18 protein-coding genes and 1 other annotated feature are annotated in these 21,480 nt (G+C 41.8%); of the genes, 11 read left to right on the top strand and 7 right to left on the bottom strand.

All coding sequences use genetic code 11. The annotated features are described in order from the left end of the window. Nucleotides 1-368 precede the first annotated feature (368 nt). The gene (locus ACE3G9_RS07175; RefSeq protein ID WP_449218790.1) at nucleotides 369-1,721 is read right to left on the bottom strand and encodes an amidohydrolase family protein; all 1,353 of its coding nucleotides are present in this window, start codon (nucleotides 1,719-1,721) and stop codon (nucleotides 369-371) included. Nucleotides 1,722-2,207: 486 nt separating this feature from the next. Between ACE3G9_RS07175 and ACE3G9_RS07170 the strand changes: the two genes are divergently transcribed. From ACE3G9_RS07170 to ACE3G9_RS07150, 5 genes are all read left to right on the top strand, one after another. After that, nucleotides 2,208-3,215, top strand: coding sequence for an ABC transporter substrate-binding protein (locus ACE3G9_RS07170; RefSeq protein WP_417880140.1), 1,008 nt, complete (start codon nucleotides 2,208-2,210; stop codon nucleotides 3,213-3,215). Continuing rightward, nucleotides 3,212-4,027: an ABC transporter ATP-binding protein gene (locus tag ACE3G9_RS07165; RefSeq protein ID WP_417880141.1), complete on the top strand. Its 816-nt coding sequence runs from the start codon at nucleotides 3,212-3,214 to the stop codon at nucleotides 4,025-4,027. Before ACE3G9_RS07170 ends, ACE3G9_RS07165 begins: the two co-directional genes overlap by 4 nt. 50 nt (nucleotides 4,028-4,077) lie before the next feature. Then, complete coding sequence (locus tag ACE3G9_RS07160; RefSeq protein ID WP_417880142.1) at nucleotides 4,078-4,851, top strand: ABC transporter permease; 774 nt, start codon at nucleotides 4,078-4,080, stop codon at nucleotides 4,849-4,851. Nucleotides 4,852-4,862: 11 nt separating this feature from the next. Beyond that, nucleotides 4,863-5,336 (top strand): nucleoside deaminase, encoded by a 474-nt coding sequence (locus ACE3G9_RS07155; protein ID WP_417880143.1) that lies wholly within the window; start codon nucleotides 4,863-4,865, stop codon nucleotides 5,334-5,336. A 116-nt stretch (nucleotides 5,337-5,452) separates the two neighbouring features. Then, nucleotides 5,453-6,442 (top strand): isopenicillin N synthase family dioxygenase, encoded by a 990-nt coding sequence (locus ACE3G9_RS07150; protein ID WP_417880144.1) that lies wholly within the window; start codon nucleotides 5,453-5,455, stop codon nucleotides 6,440-6,442. 62 nt (nucleotides 6,443-6,504) lie between these two features. On the opposite strand, the gene clpB is transcribed toward ACE3G9_RS07150, so the two are convergent. From clpB to rluD, 3 genes are all read right to left on the bottom strand, one after another. Continuing rightward, on the bottom strand, nucleotides 6,505-9,081 hold the full coding sequence (clpB, locus tag ACE3G9_RS07145) for an ATP-dependent chaperone ClpB (protein ID WP_449218789.1): 2,577 nt from the start codon (nucleotides 9,079-9,081) through the stop codon (nucleotides 6,505-6,507). 98 nt (nucleotides 9,082-9,179) lie between these two features. Further along, entirely contained in the window at nucleotides 9,180-9,917 is a 738-nt protein-coding gene (gene pgeF, locus ACE3G9_RS07140) for a peptidoglycan editing factor PgeF (RefSeq protein WP_449218788.1), read from the bottom strand. A gap of 6 nt (nucleotides 9,918-9,923) precedes the next feature. Next, complete coding sequence (gene rluD, locus ACE3G9_RS07135; RefSeq protein ID WP_417880147.1) at nucleotides 9,924-10,895, bottom strand: 23S rRNA pseudouridine(1911/1915/1917) synthase RluD; 972 nt, start codon at nucleotides 10,893-10,895, stop codon at nucleotides 9,924-9,926. 160 nt (nucleotides 10,896-11,055) lie between these two features. Between rluD and ACE3G9_RS07130 the strand changes: the two genes are divergently transcribed. The 4 genes from ACE3G9_RS07130 (at nucleotide 11,056) to yjjX (ending at nucleotide 14,512) form a co-directional block, all read left to right on the top strand. Continuing rightward, on the top strand, nucleotides 11,056-11,784 hold the full coding sequence (locus tag ACE3G9_RS07130) for an outer membrane protein assembly factor BamD (RefSeq protein WP_417880148.1): 729 nt from the start codon (nucleotides 11,056-11,058) through the stop codon (nucleotides 11,782-11,784). Between the two features lie 380 nt (nucleotides 11,785-12,164). Beyond that, complete coding sequence (gene hpf / locus ACE3G9_RS07125) at nucleotides 12,165-12,503, top strand: ribosome hibernation-promoting factor, HPF/YfiA family (protein ID WP_417880149.1); 339 nt, start codon at nucleotides 12,165-12,167, stop codon at nucleotides 12,501-12,503. 110 nt (nucleotides 12,504-12,613) lie between these two features. Next, nucleotides 12,614-12,734, top strand: a sequence feature (Phe leader region). A gap of 11 nt (nucleotides 12,735-12,745) precedes the next feature. After that, nucleotides 12,746-13,966, top strand: a complete 1,221-nt coding sequence (gene pheA, locus ACE3G9_RS07120) for a prephenate dehydratase (RefSeq protein ID WP_449218787.1) — start codon at nucleotides 12,746-12,748, stop codon at nucleotides 13,964-13,966. Then, a complete protein-coding gene (gene yjjX / locus ACE3G9_RS07115; protein ID WP_417880151.1) occupies nucleotides 13,967-14,512 on the top strand; it encodes an inosine/xanthosine triphosphatase in 546 nt (181 codons plus the stop codon). Nucleotides 14,513-14,525: 13 nt separating this feature from the next. On the opposite strand, the gene trpR is transcribed toward yjjX, so the two are convergent. Together trpR and ACE3G9_RS07105 are read right to left on the bottom strand one after the other, a co-directional pair. Further along, nucleotides 14,526-14,864 (bottom strand): trp operon repressor, encoded by a 339-nt coding sequence (gene trpR / locus ACE3G9_RS07110; protein ID WP_417880152.1) that lies wholly within the window; start codon nucleotides 14,862-14,864, stop codon nucleotides 14,526-14,528. A 4-nt stretch (nucleotides 14,865-14,868) separates the two neighbouring features. Beyond that, entirely contained in the window at nucleotides 14,869-16,863 is a 1,995-nt protein-coding gene (locus ACE3G9_RS07105; protein ID WP_449218786.1) for a transglycosylase SLT domain-containing protein, read from the bottom strand. Nucleotides 16,864-17,077: 214 nt separating this feature from the next. Here ACE3G9_RS07105 and ettA point away from each other — a divergent pair, with 214 nt between their 5' ends. Both ettA and ACE3G9_RS07095 read left to right on the top strand, forming a co-directional pair. Next, nucleotides 17,078-18,745: an energy-dependent translational throttle protein EttA gene (gene ettA, locus ACE3G9_RS07100; protein ID WP_417880154.1), complete on the top strand. Its 1,668-nt coding sequence runs from the start codon at nucleotides 17,078-17,080 to the stop codon at nucleotides 18,743-18,745. Between the two features lie 249 nt (nucleotides 18,746-18,994). Further along, nucleotides 18,995-20,065 carry a M23 family metallopeptidase gene (locus ACE3G9_RS07095; protein ID WP_417880155.1) on the top strand — a complete coding sequence of 357 codons (1,071 nt, stop codon included), beginning with the start codon at nucleotides 18,995-18,997 and terminating at the stop codon, nucleotides 20,063-20,065. A gap of 122 nt (nucleotides 20,066-20,187) precedes the next feature. Here ACE3G9_RS07095 and tyrA read toward each other — a convergent pair whose 3' ends face one another. Then, entirely contained in the window at nucleotides 20,188-21,318 is a 1,131-nt protein-coding gene (tyrA, locus tag ACE3G9_RS07090) for a bifunctional chorismate mutase/prephenate dehydrogenase (RefSeq protein WP_417880156.1), read from the bottom strand. Between the last annotated feature and the right edge of the window lie 162 nt (nucleotides 21,319-21,480).

Here is a 21,480-nt window from a genome sequence, read left to right as displayed (position 1 = left end):
CCCACACAGATTGATAGGTTTAAATTGTTAAAGAGCGTTGTTCTTATTGAAATCGCTTAGTGCGTCTCGTTGAACAGGGCGGCCATTTTAGCGATTTAAAAGTTCGTGTCAAACACTTTTTAAAACTTTTTTTGCTAACCTTTTCGAGAAGGTTTTGACCTCTGACTCGTTGCTGCCGTTAGGCTGCGTGCTCCGTGTCAGTGAGGTCGCATTATAGAGATCCGATTCATCTTGGCAAGCACTTTTCATCAAAAACATTAAAAATAAACATCGTATGCTCATTTTACACTCAAACCTTTATTTATACATATTTACTCCGATCAAACACACAGGTTTTCCACAAAAAAGTAAAAAATATAAGATATATCTCACTTACCTACTTTAGTGAGTAAATCACGAAATGCAGATTTAGCATTAACTATCAGTCTTTCTTTATCAACTAAACAGCTTTCATTTTGGTAAACCATATTGCCATTTATCATACTTAGTTTTATTTGGGCAGGCTCACCACATAAGATAGGCGCATATAAAGTTGAATGACACCCTTGGTAGCGCACTTGGTTTAAATCATAAAGTACAATATCAGCTGCGAAACCTACTTCTATTTTGCCAACCTTATCCAAGCCTAATAGCGAAGCTCCATTTTGAGTTCCCCACTTAACGACATTTTCTATCCTCGTACTTACAGCACCATGAGTTGCCCTATGTAATAGCCAAGCTAGATTTAGTTCTTGAAGCATAGAGCCCGATTCTGAAGAAGCCGAGCCATCGACTCCTATGCTGATATTCATCCCTACTTGTTCCATTTCAATAATAGGGGCGATTCCGCTCCCCAATCGACAATTAGACGTTGGGCAATGTGATATACCGGTTTTTGTTTCAGACAGTGTTCTTATGTCTTGTTCGTTAGCCTGAACTAAATGGGCAAACCAAACGTCATTACCTAGCCACTCACATTCTGCGGCATAGTCCACAGCACTTTTCCCATATTTAGATAGAGACTGCTGCTGATCAAATTCCACTTCTAATAGATGAGAGTGCATTCTTAAGCTATGTTGACGTGCAAAAAACGACAGCTGTTTTAAATCTTCAGTAGGAGAAGAGTGGATTAGACTCGTGGGTGCCACCACCAACTGTCGCATCGGCATATCACTATTTTGATGATATAGACTATAGCTATCATCCAGGCGGCGTAACATTAGATCGATAGATTCAGGTTCAATCCCAGCCTTGGCGAGTCCCTTGTGTGTTCCTTTGGTTGTCGCACCACCTCGACAAAGTACCAAGCGCATTCCCATATCTTCCGCCGCTTGCCACACTGCCGCTTCTAATTCAGGGGAGGTCTTCGCGTGATATAGATAATGGTGGTCCGCGCAAGTTGTCACACCAGAACGAATTAAATCATAAAATCCAAGGCATGCTGCGCTGTACATGATTTCTGGTGTAATCTTAGGCCAATATTGATAAGGCACACTAACAAGCCAATCACCTAGTGGTTGGTTTAGTCCAGCAGGAATACCTTTTAATATAGATTGAGCTAAATGATGGTGGGTATTGATGAAGCCGGGATAAACCACACATTGGCTGGCATCAATCAACTGTTCGCCTTCTTGTAGCAGAAGGTCGGAGCCTATTTCCGTTATTACCCCCTCCTCTATCCTTATATCTGTTGCCGCTTGTTCCGTTACTATCCCTTGTGCATTTTTAATTAGATATTTCATGATCACTCCATCACTATCTTTCGACATGATATGAGCAATGTCCCAGCGCTAAAGCACCTAACCGCTTCTACTCATCCAACATAACATTCATACTCAGCTAGCAATTAATAAGCCAGAAAGTCATTCCCTCTATATATAGCTTTATATTGTCCAAGATAAGAATTGTTGCACCAAATAAATGCACAGTTAACATTCTGCACTTTTTCAACGCAATCCACTGCACCAAAACTCTCCCTAGATATAAAGGTAAAGTAAAAAGTTAGCTGTTAAATAAATGTTATTTCTAACAATAAATCTATTTTCCGTTTTTTATATGAATCTGGCATAACGTTTGCTCTATTAACTATGTGTAACAACCACAGCTGTGAGTAGAAGCGGTTAGATGCAAAACATCGGGACATTGCTCACCATTACCAAAAATTGCCAAAGTGCTATATGAATCATCATTAAGCCAACATGGAATTATATTGAGTAAAGGAGAACCAAATGAAATTTTCAATCAAGCAATGCATCCACTTAGCGTTAACCACAGCTGCACTATCCACCAGTGTCAATGTCTTGGCTGCGGACAAAGTCAACTTCCAACTCGACTGGCTACCGGGGGGAGATAAAGCGCCGGTTTATGTTGCCGTTCAACAAGGTTTTTTTGCCGAGCAAGATCTTGATGTCATCATTCGCCAAGGTAAAGGTTCAACCGATGCTATCACCAAAGTTGCCACTGGTACTGCAGACATAGGGTCTTCTGATCTCGTTTCATTATTAGTAGCCAAGGCCAATGATGATGTGCCAGTAAAAGCGATATATTCTGTTTTCAGCAAAGCGCCTTATGCTTTTTATGTATTAGAAGATTCAGGCATTAACTCGGTAAAAGATGTTGCCAATAAAAGTGTGGCAACCTCTCCTTTTACTTCCGCTAACGTATTCTTACCTCTACTACTGCGTAAAAACCATGTTGATGAAAGCAGCGTGAAAGTCACCAAAGCAGATCCAGGCGCACTCAATCCAATGCTGATCACTGGCAAATCAGATGTAATGATCTCTTGGGTCACCGACACAGTTAAAAACCAAAGCCAAGCTAAAGCAGTAGGAAAGAAATTGAAGATCCTACCTTGGCATGATGCAGGGTTAGATTTTTATTCATCTTCACTTATTGCTAGTGATCATTTCTTAGCTGAAAAACCAGAGGTCGCAAAACGCTTTATCAAAGCTTATGCCAAAGCCGTTGCCTATACATGGGAACACCCTCATAAAAGCGCGCAAGATGTTCATAAAATGGTGCCCGAAGTGGACCCCCAACAAGCTGCCGATACCATAATATCGATTAAAGACTTAGTGATTAATGAAGTCAGTAATAAAGATGGCATCGGTGCCTTTACCCCTGAACGTCTTGCCGAAACTTGGAAGTGGACAGCAGAAGCTCAACAACTCGACGTCAATAAGTTTGATCCTGAGATCGCCATTTCTCGTGACTTTATGCCGGGAGGTAAATCATGAATCCTTTTGTTTCTTTCAAACAAGTTGGCCACACCTACCACAGTGACAATGGCTCGGTAAAAGTATTAAACAACGTCAATTTTGATGTTGAAAAGAATCAGTTTATTTCGATCGTTGGTCCTTCTGGTTGTGGTAAATCCACTTTATTGAGATTGCTTTCCGGACTAATGCAATCCACCGAAGGCCAAGTCGAAATATTTGGCCGCCAAGTCACCGAACCTAGAGAAGATATAGGGATTGTTTTTCAAAAGCCGACCTTATTACCGTGGAAGAATGTGATCGAAAACGTATTGTTTCCACTCAAACATAAGTTTGGTCATATCACTAATAAAGAACGTGATTTTGCTAAACAGCTACTCAACAAAGTGGGATTAAAAGATTTTCATAACAGCATGCCGGATCAACTTTCCGGCGGTATGCAACAACGAGTCGGTATTGCCCGCGCATTATTACTTGACCCCGATATTTTAATTATGGATGAGCCTTTTTCTGCGCTTGATGCATTAACACGTGAAGAAATGGGGTTTGAGCTGCTACGCCTTTGGAATGAAAGACCTAAAACGGTGTTATTTATTACCCACTCTATTTCTGAAGCGGTTTTGCTTTCAGATAAAGTATTAGTGATGGGCCCGCGTCCGAGTACTGTGGTTGAAGAAATCAATATCGAACTGCCGCGCCCTCGAACGCTCGAGACCATTCAACATCGACTATTTGCTGAATACACAGGGAAAATCAGGGAGCACTTTTATGCTCCCCCTTCAACTCAGCAAGAAAACGAAAGCAATATCTCTCAAATAAGGACTGTCGCCTAATCTAACTAGCGATATTCTTTGTTCATACGACGTCACTATAAGGAAATAGTATGTCTATAAAAAAACTTTATAAAGATAGCCTTCCATTATTAGCAATGTTGGCGATTCTTCCTATCTGGGAAATCATCTGCCGCGCATTTCAAATCCCTAACTTCATACTGCCAGCACCGTCAGCAATCGCAGAAGCTTTTATGCAAGTCTCGGCTGAACGCTGGCTCGATAATCTCTGGGCAACATTAAGAATCGCATTATTAGGCTTTGGCTTATCGCTGTTAGTCAGTATTCCTTTAGCGATCATGATGGTCAGCTCCAAATTTTTAACTAAAGCGGTTTTCCCACTACTGGTAATTGTACAATCAACTCCTGTGGTTGCTATTGCGCCACTACTTATTGTGATTTTAGGGACTGGTGATGCTCCTCGATTAGCCATTACCTGCTTAATTACCTTCTTCCCATTAGTGGTTTCTGCGACTACGGGTATGTTATCTACCCCTCCCGAATTAATTGAGTTATCCAAATCGCTAAATGTATCAAGAGCGAAAACCATCTGGCAGATCCGTTTACCTTACGCCATTCCTCATATTTTTAGTGGCATAAAAGTCGCCATTACGTTGTCGGTGATTGGTGCGGTTATTTCAGAATTTGTTGCCGCCGAAAAAGGTTTAGGCTATTTCGTTCAGTTCTCAACTTCTTACTTCAAAATTCCACAAGCTTTTGCAGCTTTAGTGTTTTTATCTGCAGTAAGCATGTTGTTATTTAAATCCACGTATTGGATCCAAAAAGGTTTCTTCGCTTGGAGTTTACCTCAAGATAAAAGCCATTAAGGAGCAAGCACATGACACCAGAACAAGACAAAAAATACTTACAACAAAGTCTAGATTTAGCCGAAAAAGCTAAGCAACAAGGCATTCATCCTTTTGCAGCAATTTTAGTCAATGCTCAAGGCGAAGTACTGCTTGAACAAATCAATGGCTATCTACCAAATAAAGATATGACTGGCCATGCTGAGCGATTAATCATGACGGAAGCGAGTCAAAAATATCGCCCTGATTATTTGAAAGACTGCACTCTGTATATTTCTGCTGAGCCTTGCGCCATGTGTGCTGGAGCAATTTATTGGGCTGGCGTAGGGAGAGTGGTTTACGGATTAAGCGAACATCGATTAAAACAAATCACCGGTAATCACCCTGAAAACCCAACCTTAGATCTCCCTTGTCGCACTGTTTTTTCAGCAGGACAACGGCCAATGGAAATTATTGGTCCACTGATGGAAAAGCAAGCGGCACGAATACATGATGGGGTTTGGTAAACCTTCTTATACATAACAGAATAAACACAACAGGAGTAGAAGCGGTCTGTAATGGGTAACCATTGCTGGACATTGCTCCAATCACTAAGCACAGGCTTAACTATTGGAGAAATAATATGACAACGACAGCTTACGCACTGGATGAACTGCAATTTGAAACTACCATCGGCAGAAAAGGCATTGATGCGGAACATAGCAATATTCCCATCATTGATATGAGCCAATTTGAATCTCGCCGAGCTGAGGTCACAGAAGAACTATGGCATGCCGCCACCCAAATTGGTTTCTTTCAAGTTAAAAACCATTCCATTGCTCTAGAGGATATTGAACACGCTTTTCAGCTTAGTGAGCAATTGTTCTCTCTTCCTCAATCACAAAAACAGCCATTAAGCCTAAAGCCGGGGAAAAATGCCGGCTGGGAATTCAAGCAGCAGGTTCGCCCTTCCACCGGTACAGCTGATCAAAAAGAATCCTACCAAATCACGCGTCCTCACATGAAAGGGATATGGCCAAACCAAGCGCCCCTAGCCAGTTTCCAGCAAGACATGCTGAATTTTGAATCTCAAGCTTGGCAACTTGGTATGGATATATTGTCATGCTTTGCTGAAAAGCTAGGATTTAAACGCGACTTTTTCACTCAAGTTCACCAACCGAGTTCAGAGCAATATCAAAGTACATTAAGGCTGCTTCATTATTTACCAATGAAGCAACTACCACAAGGCGAAGAGCATTGGCGCGCGGGTGCTCATACTGATTTTGATTGTTTGACTATGGTATTTCAACAACCGAATCAAGGTGGGTTGCAAGTTGCCGCGGGAAAAGATTCTCAGCATCAACAAGTCTGGAGTAATGTAGAACCACAAGCTGGCGTGATCACTTGTAATATTGGCGATATGTTAATGCGTTGGAGTGATGACAAATTGAAATCGACATTGCACCGCGTTCGCATGCCCTACCCTGAAGAAAATCAAGGTTCACGCTATAGCATGGCATTTTTCTGTCAGGCCAATAAAGATCAGGTGATTCAAGGACCGAATAAAAAGTATCAGGCAATGACCGCCGAAGAGTATTTGAACATGAGAATTAAGGCCAATTTTTCGAAATAAGTTTGAATGATAACAAATAAAAAAGGGAGCAACTCATTGCTCCCTTTGATTTGGCGATTTAATTAAGATTGATGAGCGACGATCTCATCCTCTTTCACCGTTAAATATACTTTCTGTCCAGGAATTAACTCCCCGGCCAGTATCGAACGAGCCAACGGGTTTTCAACCATTTGTTGGATCGCACGTTTCAGTGGACGAGCCCCATAAACTGGGTCAAAACCAACTGCCGCAACTAAAGACAACACATCTTCGTTCACCTCTAATTCATACTCTTTTTCTGCCAGACGTTGACGCAGGCGATCCAGTTGAATCGAGGCAATTGACTTGATTTGCTCTTGACCTAGAGGATGGAAAACGACACTTTCATCCACGCGGTTCAAGAACTCAGGTCTAAAGTGTTGACTAACGATCTCCATTACTTCGGCTTTCATCGATTCATAATCTGACGTTGCCGCCTTTTCTTGAATACGATCAGAGCCTAGGTTGGATGTCATGATCACTACGGTATTTTTAAAGTCTACCGTTCGGCCTTGTTCATCAGTTAAGCGTCCATCATCTAACACTTGTAATAAAATATTAAATACATCTGGATGCGCTTTTTCTACCTCATCAAGTAAAATCACCGAGTAAGGTTTACGGCGGACCGCTTCAGTTAAGTAACCACCTTCTTCGTAGCCAACATACCCCGGAGGTGCGCCGACTAAACGAGACACCGAATGTTTCTCCATAAACTCCGACATATCGATCCGAACCATGGCTTCTTCACTATCAAACATAAAGTTTGCTAATGTTTTACATAGCTCTGTTTTACCTACCCCGGTTGGACCTAAAAATAAGAAAGAACCAATCGGTTTATTCGGATCCGACAGCCCAGCACGACTACGACGAATCGCGTTCGATACTACATCTACCGCTTCTTTCTGACCAATCACACGTTCATGTAACACCGTTTCCATCGAAAGTAATTTAGCTTTCTCCGCTTCGAGCATTTTCGATACTGGAATACCGGTTTGGCGTGATAACACTTCAGAAATTTCAACATCAGTCACGCGATTTTTAAGTAACGTCAACTCAATATTCTCGGCTTGTGAGGCGTTCTCCAACTGCTTTTCTAACTCTGGGATTTTGCCATATTGCAACTCAGACATTCGTTGCAAGTCACCAGCACGGCGAGCCACATCCATATCCAATCGAGCTTGTTCCAGTTCAGTTTTAATATGCTGAGTACCAGAAAGTGAGGCTTTTTCAGTTTTCCACACTTCTTCTAGCTCAGAGTATTCACGCTCTTTCTCTTCCAGTTCTTGGTTAAGAATGGCAAGGCGCTTGGTACTTGCCACATCACTTTCATTTAACAATGCTTGCTGTTCAATTTTTAATTGAATAATACGACGATCTAAACGATCCATCGATTCTGGTTTAGAATCCATTTGGATACGAATGCTCGATGCCGCTTCATCAATTAAATCGATCGCTTTATCTGGTAACTGACGATCCGACACATAACGATTAGATAAACTTGCTGCCGCCACAATAGCGGGATCGGTAATTTCAACATGGTGATGCAGCTCATAACGTTCTTTCAAACCACGTAAAATCGCAATGGTATCCTCAACCGTAGGTTCATCCACCAGCACTTTTTGAAAACGACGCTCTAGAGCAGGATCTTTTTCGACATATTGACGATATTCATCTAACGTCGTCGCTCCCACACAGTGAAGCTCACCGCGAGCCAAAGCAGGTTTCAACATATTACCGGCATCCATCGAGCCTTCACCTTTACCAGCGCCCACCATGGTATGCAATTCATCGATGAACAAAATCACATTACCATCTTCTTGAGCCAGTTCATTCAATACCGCTTTTAGGCGTTCTTCAAATTCACCGCGATATTTCGCACCAGCAATTAGCGCACCCATATCTAACGAAAGCACACGACGATTACGTAACCCTTCCGGTACCTCATTATTAACGATACGCAAAGCTAAACCTTCAACGATTGCGGTTTTACCAACACCCGGTTGACCAATCAATACTGGGTTGTTTTTGGTACGACGTTGCAACACCTGAATGGTTCGACGAATTTCGTCATCACGCCCAATCACAGGATCAAGTTTGCCCTGTTCAGCACGTTCGGTTAAATCAATGGTATACTTTTCTAAGGCTTGACGTTTTTCTTCCGCGTTCGGGTCGTCAACATTTTGTCCACCACGAATCTCATCAATCGCTTTAGTGACATTCGCTTTATTTAAACCAAATTCTTTAAACATTTTGCCTAGCGGACCATTATCTTCTACCGCTGCCAGCAAAAATAACTCAGAAGAGATGTAACTGTCTTTACGTTGTTGAGCAATTTTATCGCAGACGTTCAGTAAGTTACCTAAGCTCTTAGAAGCTTGAACATCACCACCAATGCCAGTAACTTTAGGTAACTTATCCAACTCTTGAGCAACTTTAGATCGCAGTTGAGTGGCATCAATTCCTAGCATGGTAAAAATAGGACGAATAGTGCTGCCATCTTGATTAAGCAATGCCTGCATTAAATGAATAGGTTCGATGAATTGATGATCACGGCCTAGCGCAAGAGATTGCGCATCAGAAATGGCAAGCTGGAATTTACTGGTAAATTTATCGAAACGCATAATAAGCCTCCACTATCAAAAAGTGAGATACATTAGTTATGGCTTATAAATGGATGCTAGGAAGGATCTTTTCAAGTAGAAAAAGTGAATTACTCTATTTATTCAATCCAAATAAAGGTCGCTTGTCTGCCTGTTATGCCATCTCGGCGATAAGAATAGAAGCTTTCTGGTTCAGAAAAAGTGCAACGTTGGCTAGCAAACACTTGCTCAACTCCAGCTTGATTTAATCGTTGAGTTGCCAAAATCGACATATCAGCCAACCACTTGTTGGAATGAGACCGATGCTGAATGAAAGCATCCTGGGCATGACTATCATGCAGGGTGAATGTTTGATAAACATCTTCCCCCACTTCAAATGCACTTGGGCCAATTGCAGGACCTAACCAAGCCATCACTTGGCTCGGCTTAGTAAACTGCTGAACGGCATTTTCTAAAATACCACCGGCAAGTCCACGCCAACCGGCATGAACAGCTGCAACCTGAGTACCATCGGTGTTGGTTAACAAAACCGGTAAGCAATCAGCTGTCATTACAGCGCACACAATTTTGTTGTGACTCGTGATTGAACCATCGGCATCTAACACTTGTTGTGTTGGCTTTGATAGTTCAACCACCTTGGTCGAGTGGGGTTGATTTAACCAAACTGGTGATGTCGGCATATTATGCAATTGCACGATTTCATCACGATTGGCCTGAACAATATTGCTGTCATCATTAACGTGCATACCAAGATTTAACCCTTGATAAATACCAGTTGATGTTCCTCCCAAACGAGTAGAGCCAAACGCTTTGACGTTTTTAGGCGCAGGCCAATTTGGTAGAACAATATTATTCATCTCACCTTATTCCTCTTCGAAATTTTCTTTCGCATCTTGACGCAATGCTTCAGTCATCACCACCATGTCATGCGGAATCGGCGCATGGAACTTCATTTCTTCGCCCGTTGCAGGGTGAACAAACTTCAACATGACCGCGTGTAGTGCTTGGCGATCAAAATTTCGAATCATATTCGTTAGTTCAGGTGAAGCTCCTTTAGGAATACGCGCACGGCCACCATAAGCAATATCACCTAATAATGGATGTTGAATATATGACATATGAACACGGATTTGGTGGGTACGACCCGTTTCAAGACGTAAACGAATACGAGTATGAACACGGAAATGCTCGGCCACACGGTAATGAGTTACTGCAGGTTTACCTAATTCATTCACCGCCATTAAAGTACGCTTGCTTGAGTGACGACCAATTGGTTTTTCAACCATGCCACCCGCGGTCATATTACCAAGAATAATCGCTTCATATTCACGAGTAATTCTACGTTTTTGCAAGGCACGAACTAAGCGAGTTTGTGTTTGAACCGTTTTGGCCACTACCATCAAACCGGTCGTATCTTTATCTAAACGGTGCACAATACCCGCACGAGGTACTTCAGCAATCGCAGGGTAGTGATGCAACAATGCATTCAATACCGTACCATCCGGCGTTCCTGCACCTGGGTGAACAACAAAATCTCTCGGCTTGTTAATCACTAATAAATGATCGTCTTCATAAACGATATCGAGTGGAATATCTTGAGCTTCCCAACGTTCTTCATCTTCAAGTTCAGCTAACAAAGTAATCACTTCTCCCCCCATGACACGGATACGAGGTTTAGTAATGACTTCACCGTCCACTTGAACCTTGCCTTCAAGCAACCATTCTTTTAAGCGTGATCGTGAGAATTCTGAAAATAATTCGGCAATCGCTTGATCTAAGCGTTGGCCTAATTGAGAATCTTTAATTGTATCGGTGCGTGTTATCTGCTGAGCCATATCGAACTTTTTAAAAAACCATGAGACTAATATCCATTAATATGGATAAAATAGGGCTATTCACCGTTATTGGTAAAATAGTGTTATTCACCATTGTATCTGTTAAGTTGTAAGAAGTAACGGACGCGATAAATTTAATTCAAGGAATTTTCTCCTCACGATGAAACACCTATACCTTTTGGGACTAGTTTCCCTACTCTTTCTTGCTGGCTGTGCTGACAATAAAGACGCAGTACCAGACATTCCACCATCGGATCTTTACACCCAAGCTCAGCAAGACCTTCAAGCTGGCAGTTGGACTGAATCGATTAAAAAGTTAGAAGCATTAGATTCTCGCTACCCATTTGGTCCGTATTCAGATCAAGTACAGTTAGATTTAATTTTTGCCTACTACAAAAATGGTGACTACCCATTAACTTTAGCCACGATTGAGCGATTTACTCGTTTAAATCCAACTCATGAACGCTCTGACTGGGTATTATACATGCGTGGCCTAACCCACATGGCGCAAGATTCAAACTTTATGCACTCGCTATTTAACATGGATCGTTACGATAGAGATCCTGAGCCAGTAAAAGCAGCCTTTATTGATTTTAAACGTTTATTAGAACGTTACCCTGATAGCTTATATGCAGCAGATTCGCGCGCTCGTTTGAGTTCATTAAAAAACCGTTTAGCGGAATATGACCTATCGTCTGCCGATTTTTATTTACGTCGCGAAGCTTGGATTGCAGCGATCAATCGCTGCCAAGAAATCCAAAAAACCTACCCTGACACCATTGCAGCGCGAGATTCATTAAAGATCCAGTTAAAAGCCTATAAAGAACTCGGGTTAGATGATGCCGTTAAGCGTACCGAACAACTGATCGAGCTTAACAAAAAGAAGTAGTCGAATACTGAAAGCGTAATCAAATAGAGAAACAACGAAAAAGCAGCTTCGGTTGCTTTTTTTGTTTTTAAAAAAGCGAGAAGTGAGTATTTGAGTAGGAGTAGTACAGCAAAGAAGTGTCGATAAAATAAGCGCCTTAATTTCAGGCTCAAACAGCGTCCCTAAAAACGTTAATCTCTAGTAGTCATTCCACTCAATCTACTTAAATCCAGACAAATAACAAGCCTTTTCAACCTCGAATATCACTTGCTTTTGTCTACGATCACATTTACTTCATCAATTCATAAGTTCCTTATAAAAATTGACATTGCTCACATTTATTTCAGCGCAACACAGTAACCTGAAGTTAACGAATCAAGGAAAAAGAGGATAAATAACCTATGCAACTAAACATTACTGGTAAGAATATTGAAGTGACCTCTTCCATCCGTGACCATATTGAGGCGAAATTTAAAAAACTAGAAAAATGGCAAACTGATCTAATTGTCTGTCATGCTACTATTAGCACCGAACCAGGTAAACAACAGAAGATTGAAGCCACAATTAACACATCAAAAGGACACCTGGTTGCTTCCGCATCCAATGAAGATTTATATAAAGCTATTAATGAGGTAGAGCAAAAACTCGAACGACAACTTAATAAGCTAAGCCATAAACCTGAAGCAAAACGTGCTCAGGCAGAAAAACCAAAATTAGAAGAAGAACCAGAAGAAATTTAAGACTCAACAGACATGAATAGTATGGCGCTCAATTGAGCGCCATTTTTTTGCTTGACGCTTTCCTTGCGCTTGCTTATGGTACTGTCTCACCCAAAGGAATTAATACTATGCATTCATCTACTCTGTTCTTTTTTGGCTTCTTTTTTCCATCCTAATCGGTGGGGCTAGATGTCGTTTTAAAAATAAGCCAAAAACGGACAGAAAGCCTCCCACTCTGGGAGGCTTTTTTATAGGAAATACACATGACCAAGCAGCACAGTTCTTCTTCACCGAATACCAGCAATTCTCAACCTCACCTATCCTTAGAAAGGATTCGACTTCGCTTAAATGAACTCGATGATCAACTGCTAAAGATATTATCTGAGCGCCGAGCATTAAGCTTAGATGTCGCCAAAAGTAAAGTTGAAACGGCCAAGCCTGTTCGTGACGCACAACGTGAGCAAGAGCTACTGGTCAAACTAATCAATAATGGTAAAGATAAATATCAACTCGATGCACCTTACATCACCAAAATTTTTCACACTATCATTGAAGATTCGGTACTACTACAACAGGCTTACCTACAGAACCTAGCCAACCCACAAGAAAGCCGGAAACCGTTAGCTCGTGTTGCCTTCTTAGGTTCAAAAGGCTCTTATTCGCACCTTGCTAGCCTTGAATATTTCAGCCGTAAAAATACAGAACTAATTGAACTTAACTGCAAGCATTTTCAAGAAGTGACCTCAATTGTTGAATCTGGTCATGCTGATTTCGGCGTGCTACCTATTGAAAACACCAGTTCAGGTTCCATCAATGAAGTGTATGACCTATTGCAGCATACGACGCTATACATTGTCGGTGAGTTGACATTGCCCATTGAACATTGCTTATTAGCGCCACAAGAGATGCGCCTAGAAGACATCAAAATACTTTACTCTCACCCTCAACCGCACCAACAATGCAGTGAGTTTTTAAGTCGCTTAGATGATATTTCATTAGAATCATGTGTCAGTACTGCGGATGCGATGCAAAAAGTTAAAGAGCTTAACCGTTCAGATGTCGCGGCAATTGGTAACTCAACCACAGGCAAACTTTACGGCTTACAAGTCGTGAAAGAAAACATTGCTAATCAAACCGAAAACCACACACGCTTTATTATCGTGGCGCGTAAGCCAATCGAAGTATCGACTCAAATCCCAGCCAAAACCACGCTGATCATGTCGACCTCCCAAGAAGCAGGATCTCTAGTGCAGACTTTGTTAGTGCTGCAACGCTACGGTATTAATATAACGAAACTAGAGTCACGCCCAATCATGGGCAATCCATGGGAAGAAATGTTCTATGTCGATTTAGAAGCACATTTAGATTCAGTCGAAATGCAACAATCGATCAGCGAACTAACTAAAATCACTCGTCACTTGAAAGTGTTAGGTTGCTACCCAATCGAAAATATCAAACCGACTCAAGTCAAACTGGAAGGCTAAATGAAAAGCAGTAAAAAGGTAGTAGTCGCCTCGTTAAATCCAGCCAAAATAACAGCCGTGGAAAGCGCTTTTACAGCCTGTTTTCCTGAGACTGAATTTCTATTTGAAGGGGTGTCGGTCGCCAGTGAAGTGCCGGATCAACCAATGAATGATCAGGAAACTAAACAAGGTGCTCTAAACCGAGTACACAATGCTCAAACGGCAATCCCGGATGGCGATTTTTATGTTGGATTAGAAGCGGGAATTGCAGAACCGTTTACTTACGCTTGGATGATTATCGAAAGTAACCCTAGTGTAGGAAAAATACAACGCGGCGAATCACGCTCGGCTTGTTTAATGCTGCCGCCTGTAGTGCTTGAGAAGGTAAAACAAGGCAAAGAGCTTGGTCATGTTATGGATGAGATCTTTGTGACCAACAACATCAAACAAAAAGGTGGCGCGATAGGCTTGCTAACACACCACCAATTGACCAGAAGTTCGGTTTATCATCAAGCGTTAGTATTGGCATTAATTCCATTTTTAAATACCGAACACTTCCCACTTTAAACTATTGCGATAGTTAAGCCTTATCCACAGCAGCTTGCAACATCGCTTGCAGTTGCTGCTTTTGTTCTGGTTGAAGCTTTTTCAGCTCAGAGGAACCACGAGTAATCGTCGCCACACCAACCCCTAGCATTTGACTAACTTGACGCTGAGATCGCTCACCTTTAATCAGCTCATGTAATATATTCATTCGAGCTAACAAGGCTTCTCGCTCATCATAGGTCAATAACATCGACAGTAGAAAATCCAACTGCTCTTGCTGACAAGAATGCTCCAGTAGCGTCAATACATCTTGCCAGTTAGCAAATTCGGGTGCCGATTCATCATTATGGATTTGCTGCTTTGATTTATCCATCAGATTAATATTTTTCCTTTACTTCTTGAGGAGTTAAGAATGCTCCATCCTGACCAAGTAAGTTTCGATAATAGGTTTCAAACATTAGAATATTTTGTACATAACCACGTGTTTCATCAAAAGGAATCGCCTCAATAAATGAGTAAGCATCAATACTTTGATTGGTACGTGCGCGCCACTGCTTCACGCGGTGCGGTCCGGCATTATAAGCGGCAAAGGCAAAAATTCTATTGTGATTAAAGTCATCCAGTAATCCACCAAGATAAGAACTGCCAATCTCAATGTTCTTTTGAATATCATACAACTCATCACTATCGTTATATTCTAAATTATAGATATCAGCGGTATGCTGAGCAGTTGTCGGCATAATTTGCATAATCCCTCTCGCGCCAACGGGAGAGCGAGCTTCGATATCCAAAGCACTTTCTTGGCGAGATAATGACATTAAAGTAATGAGTGGAATATTATTTTTCTTACCATAAAAGTCAAACCACCAGCGATGAGCAATTGGAAAACGTAAACTAATATAATCCCACATCTTCGCTTCAATCGTCGCCACAACTGTAAAGTTATGCCAACGCTTATTGGCAGCATATTTCACTAATGCTTTCTTTTCGCTTTTGGTACTGTGCCATAACAACCAACGCCATTCACTTTTTGCCGCATAAATTTTATCGACTGCGATCATTTCACCGATGCGATCTAGCGCGACTTGGTTTTTAGAAATGTCAGGTAATTTTTCATTTAAGATCTTACTTTGATAGCGAATTGGCTCACCAAGTAACTCTGCTGCCGCAGCACTATAAAAATTACGCTGACCTAATATCTTCTTTAGACGTTGAGTCGCTTGTTTATCTTTTCCTTGAGCAAACTCCACTCGCGCTAACCAATACTGCCAACGCAAGCTTTCCTGATCTTTTTTCGGTAACTTTCTGATCCAGAGAGACAAATCATTCCAGTCACCATTTTGGATTGCAATACGAGCACGTCGTTCAAGACGATTGGTTAACCCTTGCTTACTCAGCATTTGATCGCGCCATTTGGCTAACTTACTTGAACGAGTATTCATTAACCAAGCACTGGCGTAGTTAGATAACTCAACCTGCGCAGATTTCGAGAGCTTTTGACCTTTGATTACCTGATCGTAATCTTCCACCGCTTTAGCGGTATCTTTACGAATTAATTGTCTAAATGCATATTCGGTTAACTGCTGGTTAAATGGTGTGATTTTTGATTTTTTGCTGAAATCTAATACGTTACTTGGGTCAGCATATAAAGCTTGGAGCTCTTTCGATTGACGCTTAGCTTGATCGCTCGTCAGTAAATTATCTAGGTATTTGAATAAGCGTGAATTGCTAGATTTGAAGCCGAGTAACATGCGCTGCAAAATGATCTCATCACTACGTAAACCAGCTTTCGCCCACTCATCAAACAAAGGATCACAAGCCGGAGACACACTGCTTCCAGTTAGCCATAAATCTTCCGCGCCTTTATAAGCTTGCTCTTTTTCACCTTGCGTCCACTTAGCAAAATAGTAGTGGCAGCGATACCGTTGATCTTTAGGCTCTTCGGTTTGATATTCCGTCAATAATTTCCATTGATTGGTTTTGGCTAACGCATCAAGGTAATTGGCCCTTATGCGAGCTGAAAACGGAAAAGATTGGTACTTTTCAGTAAAGCTATTCACCTCTTCAGGAGTTCGATGTTCGATATCGGTCAGAAAAACTCGGTAATCCACATAAGGGGTTAACGGATAGTTAGCAATTTGCGGACGAAGCTCTTGATAGGCTTGCACATCGTCTTTATCGAGTAAGTCTTGAGCTTGCTCATAAATCTGTCTTTGAAGCTCAAGCGGTGATAATTTTTTCTCTGTTGAATCAGTAATTTTAGACTCTTTCACATGAGTAGCACTAATAGACTGAGCAGTAACATAAGCGGCCGGTAACGTACCACTCACCGATACAACACAGAGAAATAAAGTCTTTTTACAATCCAGCATGAATTTGAAACTTCCCTGATGATGAATTCACAAATAACGTGAAATGATAAATATTGATAAATTTTAATGAGTTGAATTAATTGCTACTTTCCATAAAAGCCAACTCATTAGATAAGCATAATACCCTTGTTTACACTCCTCTAGTGTGAATCTTACGTGAGAAAGAGTAAACTAAGGTTTTCAATTTATTCTAAAGAATAGGATCCGAGCGGCTATGGCTGAATACGTCTATACCATGTCTCGTGTGAGCAAAATTGTGCCACCGAAACGTCAAATATTGAAAGATATCTCACTAAGCTTTTTTCCTGGTGCCAAAATTGGTGTCCTCGGCCTAAACGGCGCAGGTAAATCGACCCTACTTCGCATAATGGCTGGTATTGATACCGATATTGATGGCGAAGCGCGCCCTCAACCAGGTTTAAATGTTGGTTACCTTCCCCAAGAACCAGTACTGGATGAATCAAAAACCGTACGTGAAATTGTAGAAGAAGCGGTAGCCGATGTCGCGGATGCATTAAAACGAATTGATGCGGTTTACGCAGCCTACGCAGAACCTGATGCTGACTTTGATGCGCTGGCAAAAGAACAAGGCGAACTAGAAGCATTAATTCAAGCTAAAGATGGTCACAATCTACAAAATGCTCTAGAGCGTGCCGCAGATGCGCTTCGTCTTCCGGAATGGGATGCCAAAATTGAACATCTTTCTGGTGGTGAGCGTCGCCGTGTAGCAATTTGTCGTCTACTACTTGAAAAACCTGACATGTTACTACTTGATGAGCCAACCAACCACTTGGATGCGGAATCGGTAGCTTGGCTTGAGCACTTCCTAGTTGATTATAGCGGTACTGTGGTGGCGATTACCCACGACCGTTACTTCCTAGATAATGCAGCAGGATGGATTTTAGAACTTGACCGTGGTGAAGGTATTCCATGGGAAGGCAACTACACCTCATGGCTAGAGCAAAAAGATGAGCGTTTAGCACAAGAAGCTTCGTCTGAAAATGCTCGTAAGAAAACGATTGAGAAAGAGCTAGAGTGGGTTCGCCAAAATCCAAAAGGTCGTCAGGCGAAGTCAAAAGCTCGTATGGCGCGCTTTGAAGAACTAAACAAATCTGACCATCAAAAACGAAATGAAACCAATGAGTTATTTATTCCGCCGGGTGAGCGTTTAGGTGATAAGGTTCTTGAAGTTAACAACCTAACCAAGTCATTTGGCGATCGTGTTTTGATTGATAATTTATCTTTCAGCATGCCCAAAGGTGCCATCGTCGGTATCGTTGGTGCCAACGGTGCAGGTAAATCAACACTATTCAAAATGCTAAGTGGTACTGAGCAACCAGATTCTGGCACTATTGAATTAGGCGAAACGGTGAAACTAGCTTCCGTTGATCAGTTCCGCGACAGCATGAATGATAGCAACACGGTTTTCCAAGAAATCTCGGAAGGCGCTGATATCATCAAGATCAACAACTTCGAAATTCCAGCGCGCGCTTACTGCTCTCGCTTTAACTTCCGTGGTGTTGATCAGCAAAAACGCATTGGTGAGCTTTCTGGTGGTGAACGTAACCGTGTTCACTTAGCGAAGCTACTTAAAGCGGGCGGTAACGTATTACTACTCGATGAGCCGACCAATGACTTGGACGTTGAAACGCTTCGTGCTCTTGAAGAAGCGTTACTTGAATTCCCAGGTTGTGCCATGGTTATCTCGCATGACCGTTGGTTCCTAGACCGTATCGCAACACATATTCTTGATTACCGCGATGAAGGCCAAGTAAACTTCTACGAAGGTAACTACACTGAGTACAGCGAATGGTTGAAACAAACCTTAGGTGCAGCGGCTGCTGAACCTCACCGCATCAAGTATAAACGTGTAACTAAGTAGTCATACCGCTAGTTGTAGATAGGTAAACATACGCTAAATAAGCATGTAGCCTGACTGATACCAACCACTAAAGCCATTGCTCTATGTGATGGCTTTATTTTTTCTGCTGATTATATTTTCGAATTGGTTTTCTCACCTCAAAATGAGAACAGCGCTGTAAATTTTATCGCCTAATTTAGCCCAACCTTTTCCCATTCCACAAATTACTGTAGACCATAAGCTTTCCAGATTTTTAACCTTGTGTGCTTTATGTCTGACTTAGATTCCACATTGCCGAACAACCTACACTCTCACATTACCGCCAAGCACGAACAGAGTATTTGGCCTATGATGTTCTTTAAGCACATGATAGGCCAAAAGCTATTCAAAACATTCTCTATCATTACTATCCTATTTTTATTTTCAATCACATGGGTAGCAATCACCCAGTGGCAAAACAGCCGAAATGAACTCGATATTCTCAACCAAGAATTACAACTCTATAAAAAACAGTACCAACAACAACTTGTCACCAATCAAAACCTGCAAGAAGCTTTGCAAAAACAAGATCATGATCAAATTGATAATCTAAACGATGTTTCAATCGCCCCCACTGGAATCAACTTAGAACAAGCTCTCGCAATAATAGACAATTCACAACAAATCAACTTCCCCCTCCCACCAGCTATTGAAGCCAGCTTGTTTCGCATAATCCCCAATGATATTCCGGTCAACTATCGACGGATCTCTTCGCCTTACGGAGACCGACTACATCCCATTAGCGGTAAATGGAAACGACACCTAGGTATAGATTTAACCTGCCCTCTTGGTACTCCTATTTTTGCCACCGCCGATGGCGTGGTTGAAATGACCCGCGCCAGCAACCAAGGTTATGGAAACTTATTAAAGATTCGTCATGGCTTGGGCTTTGCCACTCTCTATGCTCATTTAAACCAATTTGCAGTCAAGCCGGGACAATTTGTAGAGAAAGGTGACCGAGTCGGGTTTTGTGGCACTAGTGGTAACTCAACAGGTCCACATTTGCACTATGAAGTTCGCTTTATTGGTAAAACCTTAGATCCACAAGATTTTATGCGATGGCAACCCGAAAACATCGAACAGCTATTTAAGAAACAATCATACGTGCCTTGGGCAAGCCTAGTTAAGCAGCTTAATCGCACAATTAATTTGCAACTACTCTTGGCAATGAGTACTAAACAACCCATCAATGACATTGCAAACCAACCCAGTAAACTCACCAGACAAGATAAAATAAAGAGAAAAGAAAGATTACAAGATTTTGGGATTGAAGAAGGTGGATGGGTAACCGTAGAAGAATAAAGAGCCTTCTCTATCGATAAGAGAAGGCTCAAGAAATTCATACCCAAAGTAATTGAATAACAGTGAGGCGACAAGTAAATAAACGTCGGCAACAAGTGGCAGCTCAGGTACAACGGGGATAATTACTTGCCGCGATGCATGGCATCATTCGCTTGTTTTAACAAGTTTTGGCTTTCACGCATAAATTGCTGAGAGTAGTATCCATACCATTCTGATACCGAATTAAACTGCTTCACAAATTCAGCTTTATTACGATGATCTAAAATCTCAATGGCTTCGCCAAAACGTTGATGGAAGCGTTTGATCATATCGATATTGCGTTGTGACGACATAATAATATCGCCGTACAAATCAGGATCCTGCGCAAACAGACGACCGACCATCGCTAACTCTAAACGATAAATAGGAGAACTTAGCTGCACTAAAGTATCAAGATTTGGGTTCTCTTTAGATAGGTGCGAGCCATAAGCAAATGACGTGAAGTGACGCAGCGCTTGAATTAAAGTCATGCCGTCATCATGCTCTTCAGCATCAATCTCACAAATACTCGCCCCCCAAATTTCAAATTGATTGAGCAACCATTGATAAGCTTCCGGTTGGCGCCCCTCACTACAAATAATTACCTGTTTTGCCATGCTTGGAATATCTGGGCCAAACATCGGGTGTAAACCAACCACTGGACCAGCATGCGCTTCGAGCATTGCCGAGAGTGGTTCGGCTTTAATCGAAGTTAAATCACATAGAATGCAGTCGCTTGGTAATGCCGGAAGTTTTTTTATTACCGAATCAGTTAGGTGAATTGGCACGCTAACTACGACCATTCCTGCATCTTTAACGATTTCTTCTGCATTCTCCCAATCTTGACTACCTAAGATTTTCACCTGATAGCCAGAAAGCTCAAACATACGCTTAAATAAGCCGCCGAGCTGACCATTACCACCCACAATCACAATAGATCGCAATTCTGGGTTGAGGCACTTAAAGCCAGAATCTTTTTCACTGGCGTAAGACTCACGCATGGTGCGGCGCAGAATATCTTCAATAAGTTGCGGTGGAACGCCACGTTTTTCCGCTTCTTCACGACGAGAAGCCAACATCGCTGCTTCACGATCCGGTGCGTAAATCGGTAAACCATGTTTGCTTTTTACTTCACCGACCTTTTCTACCAAAGACAAACGTTGAGCCAGAAGATCAACGATTTGTTTGTCCACAGCGTCAATTTGGTCTCTTAATTCATTTAATTCAACGGCCATTTATTTTTCCTAACTTCATAATACCCAAAGTAACTGAAGTTGCAGTGAGACGACAAGTGAATGAGGTCCATATCCCATAGGTTACCTATAGATTGGGGCCAATGACACCGTTAACAATGCTGCAGCTTCAAGTACGCAGGGGATAGCACTTAATTCCTTTTG

The organism is Vibrio sp. E150_018, assembly GCF_053544035.1.
This window is presented reverse-complemented; position numbering and strand designations above follow the sequence as displayed.

Coding starts and splice junctions, on each gene's coding strand:
- ACE3G9_RS07175 (WP_449218790.1), bottom strand. CDS start 1,721: ATGAAATATCTAATTAAAAATGCACAAGGGATAGTAACGGAACAAGCG.
- ACE3G9_RS07170 (WP_417880140.1), top strand. CDS start 2,208: ATGAAATTTTCAATCAAGCAATGCATCCACTTAGCGTTAACCACAGCT.
- ACE3G9_RS07165 (WP_417880141.1), top strand. CDS start 3,212: ATGAATCCTTTTGTTTCTTTCAAACAAGTTGGCCACACCTACCACAGT.
- ACE3G9_RS07160 (WP_417880142.1), top strand. CDS start 4,078: ATGTCTATAAAAAAACTTTATAAAGATAGCCTTCCATTATTAGCAATG.
- ACE3G9_RS07155 (WP_417880143.1), top strand. CDS start 4,863: ATGACACCAGAACAAGACAAAAAATACTTACAACAAAGTCTAGATTTA.
- ACE3G9_RS07150 (WP_417880144.1), top strand. CDS start 5,453: ATGACAACGACAGCTTACGCACTGGATGAACTGCAATTTGAAACTACC.
- clpB (WP_449218789.1), bottom strand. CDS start 9,081: ATGCGTTTCGATAAATTTACCAGTAAATTCCAGCTTGCCATTTCTGAT.
- pgeF (WP_449218788.1), bottom strand. CDS start 9,917: ATGAATAATATTGTTCTACCAAATTGGCCTGCGCCTAAAAACGTCAAA.
- rluD (WP_417880147.1), bottom strand. CDS start 10,895: ATGGCTCAGCAGATAACACGCACCGATACAATTAAAGATTCTCAATTA.
- ACE3G9_RS07130 (WP_417880148.1), top strand. CDS start 11,056: ATGAAACACCTATACCTTTTGGGACTAGTTTCCCTACTCTTTCTTGCT.
- hpf (WP_417880149.1), top strand. CDS start 12,165: ATGCAACTAAACATTACTGGTAAGAATATTGAAGTGACCTCTTCCATC.
- pheA (WP_449218787.1), top strand. CDS start 12,746: ATGACCAAGCAGCACAGTTCTTCTTCACCGAATACCAGCAATTCTCAA.
- yjjX (WP_417880151.1), top strand. CDS start 13,967: ATGAAAAGCAGTAAAAAGGTAGTAGTCGCCTCGTTAAATCCAGCCAAA.
- trpR (WP_417880152.1), bottom strand. CDS start 14,864: ATGGATAAATCAAAGCAGCAAATCCATAATGATGAATCGGCACCCGAA.
- ACE3G9_RS07105 (WP_449218786.1), bottom strand. CDS start 16,863: ATGCTGGATTGTAAAAAGACTTTATTTCTCTGTGTTGTATCGGTGAGT.
- ettA (WP_417880154.1), top strand. CDS start 17,078: ATGGCTGAATACGTCTATACCATGTCTCGTGTGAGCAAAATTGTGCCA.
- ACE3G9_RS07095 (WP_417880155.1), top strand. CDS start 18,995: ATGTCTGACTTAGATTCCACATTGCCGAACAACCTACACTCTCACATT.
- tyrA (WP_417880156.1), bottom strand. CDS start 21,318: ATGGCCGTTGAATTAAATGAATTAAGAGACCAAATTGACGCTGTGGAC.